This window comes from uncultured Corynebacterium sp., assembly GCF_937999985.1.
GTDB lineage: Bacteria > Actinomycetota > Actinomycetes > Mycobacteriales > Mycobacteriaceae > Corynebacterium.
In genome coordinates, this window is record NZ_CALLDG010000132.1 from 1 (window position 1) to 2,455 (window position 2,455).

Consider the following 2,455-nt stretch of genomic DNA (forward strand, 5'->3'; position numbering starts at 1 on the left):
ACCAAGGGTAGCCAGCACGTGCAAGGCGGCCAGCATGCCGGAGTCCGCGTTGAAGAAGTCGCTGAAGTAGTAGTGGGCGGAGTGCTCGCCGCCGAAGACGGCGCCCTCCTTGGCCATCTGGGCCTTGATGAAGGAGTGGCCCACGCGGGTGCGCACCGGCTTGCCACCCTTGGTCTCCACCAGTTCGCGTACGGACTTGGAGGTGATCAGGTTGTGGATGATCGTCGCGCCCGGCTGCTCGTCCAGGTATCGCTCGGCGATCATAGCGCAGATGGTGGAGGGGGAAACTGCCTCGCCCAGCTCGTCCACGATGAAGCAGCGGTCTGCGTCACCGTCGAAGGCGATGCCAAGGTCCGCGCCTTTGTCCACGGTGAACTTCTGCAGGTCCACCAGGTTCTTCGGATCCAGCGGGTTGGCCTCGTGGTTCGGGAAGTTGCCGTCGAGCTCGAAGTAGAGGTCGAAGATCTCCAGCGAGTCCTGCTTCAGCACGGCGGGAACGGTCAGCCCGCCCATGCCGTTGCCCGCGTCCACCGCGACCTTCAGGGGGCGGATGTTCAGCGGCACCAGGTTGTTCAGGTACTCGGCGTAGCCTTCCAGCACGTCCTCGGTGGTGTTGGTGCCAGGTTCGCCGTCGTAGGCGGGGATGCCCTCGACCAGTTCGGAGGAGATGCGGTCCAGGCCGGAATCCTGCCCCACCGGGCGGGCGCCGGCGCGACAGAGCTTGATGCCGTTGTACTTCGCCGGGTTGTGGGAGGCGGTGAACATGGCACCCGGGCATTCCTTCACACCGCTGGCGTAGTACAGCTCGTCGGTGCTGGTGAGTCCCAGGGTGATGGTGTCCAACCCCTGCGCGTTCACACCTTCGGCGAAGGCGGTGGCCAGACTCGGAGAGCTATCGCGCATGTCGTGGCCGATGACGATCGTCTCCGCACCCTCCTCGCGCATCAGGCGGGCGAAGGAAGCGGCCACGTCGCGCACGAACTCCTCGTTGAGGAATCCGGCGCCCTCGCCGACAACTCCACGGACGTCATAGGCCTTGATGGCCGCTGCTACGTCTTTGGGGGAATGGGTAGCCATGGGGTTTCCTTTCGCTAGTGCTGGTCGCGAACCGCGCGCAGGTGGCGGCGCGGCGTGGACCGGGGCAGGTTCTTCATGGAGGGATGGTGCGGCGTGGCTTCGGGGATCTCCGAGCGCCGGTAGAGCCGCGGGGCCGGTTGCGCCTCCGCCTGCTTCTCGTGCTCGGCGGCCTGCTGCACGGCCTCGGCCAACGCCATCAAGTCTTCTTCGTCAGCTTCGGTGGCCGCGGGTTCGTCGGCGAACTCCAGCGACCAGCCCTGCGGCACAGTGGTGCGGCGGGCGTGGCTTTCGCACAGGTCCCACCGGTGAGGGTTTCCGCTAACGCTCAGCGGCCCCACGATGGCCAGCTGCTCTGCATAGTTGAACTCCAGCGTGGCGACGGCAGGCTTGCCGCAGCCGGGGCGAGAGCATTGTCGGATAAAAGTCACGCGCATTAGTGTAACCCTTTTACTCTAGCTTTCGAGCGTGCCCTCGTGGCATGTCGCCGCAGCGCGGTTAAGATGTGTTCTTATGAAGCAGGACGCGCGCATGAGGCAGGATCCCCGCGGCAGGGGCATCCGGGGCATCTTGCTGCCGGAGGTGCCGCGGAATAAGTCGCGTTCGGAGCGCTTCGACGATGCGGTTTTGGATGCGTTCGAACCTATTTTGGAGCGTTTTGACGCCGAACTTTCCAGCCTCGACGTCGCCGTCGACGTCGTGCCGCGCATGCGGCTGAGCGCAGGTTACCGGCAGTGGCCGGAGGATGTGGTCGCCGATGGTCAGGTTCCGCTGGGCCGGCTGGTCACCGCCGGCGTGGACAACACTGGCGCCCCTACCCGCCCGCGCATAATTATCTTCCGCCGTCCGGTGGAGTCTCGCGCGGCTTCCGCGCGGGAGCTGCAGGACATCCTGCGGATGATCATTGTGCGCCTGGTGGCCTGCTATCTTAACGTCTCCCCCACTCAGATCGACCCCCGGCTTTAGTTAGCCGATACGCTTCTTCAGGCGGCGACGCTCGCGCTCGGAGAGCCCGCCCCAGATGCCGAAGCGCTCGTCGTGCTCCAGTGCGTATTCCAGGCATTCATCGCGCACGCCGCAGGCCTGGCAGATGCGCTTGGCCTCGCGGGTGGAGCCACCCTTCTCCGGGAAGAATGCCTCCGGGTCGGTTTGCGCGCACAGCGCCTGCTCTTGCCAGTCCTGCTCTACAGCATCGAAAAGCAGGTCGAAGTCCTGCGTCAGATCGAAGAGATTCTTCTGGCGAGCTTCATTGTCCACGTTCGCCTCCTGCTCTACCGCCGAGGAACCGTCAGCAAAGTGGCCACGAAGGGCGGTGTCTACTGACTTGTCCACGGGGAGTCTCCTCATCTGATGCCTGTCTTTATCGGTCTACTGAAGATTA

General features: G+C 64.5%; 4 protein-coding genes. 1 reads left to right on the forward strand and 3 read right to left on the reverse strand.

Annotation, left to right across the window (positions count from 1 at the left end; all coding sequences use genetic code 11):
* Both Q0331_RS06275 and Q0331_RS06280 read right to left on the reverse strand, forming a co-directional pair.
* The coding region (locus Q0331_RS06275) for a phosphomannomutase/phosphoglucomutase (protein ID WP_298075588.1) at positions 1-1,077 on the reverse strand (1,077 nt) is incomplete at its 3' end.
* A gap of 14 nt (positions 1,078-1,091) precedes the next feature.
* The gene (locus Q0331_RS06280; RefSeq protein WP_298075589.1) at positions 1,092-1,511 is read right to left on the reverse strand and encodes a DUF3499 domain-containing protein; all 420 of its coding nucleotides are present in this window, start codon (positions 1,509-1,511) and stop codon (positions 1,092-1,094) included.
* Between the two features lie 76 nt (positions 1,512-1,587).
* Here Q0331_RS06280 and Q0331_RS06285 point away from each other — a divergent pair, with 76 nt between their 5' ends.
* Positions 1,588-2,040, forward strand: coding sequence for a metallopeptidase family protein (locus tag Q0331_RS06285; RefSeq protein ID WP_298075590.1), 453 nt, complete (start codon positions 1,588-1,590; stop codon positions 2,038-2,040).
* Here Q0331_RS06285 and Q0331_RS06290 read toward each other — a convergent pair whose 3' ends face one another.
* Positions 2,041-2,406, reverse strand: a complete 366-nt coding sequence (locus tag Q0331_RS06290) for a WhiB family transcriptional regulator (protein ID WP_034971252.1) — start codon at positions 2,404-2,406, stop codon at positions 2,041-2,043.
* Positions 2,407-2,455 lie beyond the last annotated feature (49 nt).